1 pseudogene is annotated in these 2,013 nt (G+C 55.3%); it reads left to right on the top strand.

Annotated features, from left to right (window positions below):
• Positions 1 to 2,013, top strand: a pseudogene (locus VAE48_RS02970) (hypothetical protein); the annotation flags it as partial.

Genomic DNA, 2,013 nt, shown 5'->3' with positions numbered 1-2,013 from the left:
ATGGTTTGCAAAACATCCTCCCGGCAAATATCAACGCTACGACTCAAAATGTGTTCAGCTGCCTGCTGGATGCCTACAAGCGCAGTGAACTGGACGAAGAAACCGGTCTGGGGCTTTTTTACCTGAATTCTCGGTTGACCGATCTGGCCGAACCCAGCGAGTCGCTTTCGGCAAACAGCGTCTTTCAGGTAGGACTTCAACCGCTTGGCACACTGCTCTCATCGCAACAGCTGGATGCTTTTCGCTTTGGCGGCCGGGTTGAAACCGAAGAGGAAGTGCGCGGTAGACGCGGGGCGTACTTCATCTACACAAAACTGCATCTGGAAGCCGCCGAAGAGACAAGCTGGTATCTGGTTGCCGATGTAAATCAGAATCACGTTTCTCTGGCTCTCCTACGGGATTTTCTCAAAACTCCGCTGGATACCCAGAAAGAGGCGATCGAACAGGACATTGATTACAGCACATTCAACCTGCAAAAAATCGTTGCCAGCGCAGACGGCCTGCAGGTTTCCGAAAACGTGCTTGCCAGCGCGCACCACTTTTCCAATGTGCTTTTCAACATTATGCGGGGCGGCGTATTTGCCCGCTCGTACTGGATTGAGAAAGACGACCTGCTCGATTATGTGCGCACGCATCAGCATGACCTGCCGAAAACCCATGCGGAATTTTTTGCCACGCTGCCGGAGAAAATTCAGCTTGCCGGGCTGCGCAAACATGCCGCGAGCCTGGACTCGCCCGATCTGCGCCGCCTGCTGAATACCTATTTGCCGCTGACCTTCAGCCGCCGGCACGGCGACCCCAGCCGCCCGTGGAATCGTTTTTCCATCAACATCAAAAAAGCGGACGGCTCTCAACGGCTGGATTACGAGGGCAACTGGCGCGATATTTTCCAGAACTGGGAAGCGCTGGCGTATTCCTTCCCCCAGTACATTGATGGTATGCTGGATACCTTTCTGTGCGCCACGACCGCCGATGGTTACAATCCCTACCGCATCACCCGCGCCGGGCTGGATTGGGAAGTGCCGGAAGAGGGCAACCCCTGGGCCAACATCGGCTACTGGAGTGATCATCAGATCATTTATTTGCAAAAATTGATGGAAGCCAGCCAGCGTTTTCATCCCGGGGCCTTGCGCGAACGGCTCAATCAACCGCTGCTGAGTTATGCCCATGTTCCCTATCGCATCAAATCCTATGCCGAGTTGCAAATAGACCCGTACAACACCATTATCTTTGATCACGATCTTCACCAGCGCATCGAAGCACAGGTGCTTCAGCACGGCAGTGACGCGCGCCTGCTGAGGGATGCCAGCGGCAGCGTGGTGCATGCCTCGCTGACCGAAAAACTGCTCACTTTGCTGCTGGCAAAACTGGTCAATTTTGTCCCTGAAGGCGGCATCTGGATGAATACCCAGCGCCCGGAATGGAACGATGCCAACAACGCACTGGTGGGACGCGGCCTTTCGGTGGTGACGCTGGGTTACCTGCGCCGTTTCCTCGCATTTTTCCGTCAATTGATTCAAGAGGAGGCTGCTGAATTTACCCTGCACAGTGAAGTAGCCGACTTGCTTGAAACGATTGCCGATATTTTGCGGCAATTCCACCCCCTTTTGAGAGGGACATTTAGCGACGGTCAGCGCCGCGCCATGATGGACGCCCTCGGCGAAGCCGGTAGCCAATACCGCCAAAATCTCTATGCCAACGGCTTGAGCGGCAGGATGGACGATTTGACCGCCGATGAATTGCGTGCTTTCCTGAGTATGGCGCAGGAGTATGTGGAGCACAGCCTGCGCGCCAACCGGCGTGCGGATGCACTCTATCATTCCTACAACCTGCTGCGGCTTGAGCCGGGAAGCGCCCACATTGACCGTTTATACGAAATGCTGGAAGGGCAGGTGGCGATTCTATCTTCCGGGTTGCTCAGCGGGGAGGAGTCGCTGGCCCTGCTGCGCAGTTTACGGAACAGCGCCCTCTATCGTTCCGATCAGCACACCTACATTCTTTACCCTGACCGGG

This window comes from Bellilinea sp. (genome assembly GCF_034432615.1).
Classification (GTDB): Bacteria; Chloroflexota; Anaerolineae; order Anaerolineales; family Anaerolineaceae; genus Bellilinea.
Note: the sequence above shows the minus strand (reverse complement) of the source record. Positions and strands in the feature narration are given on the sequence as shown.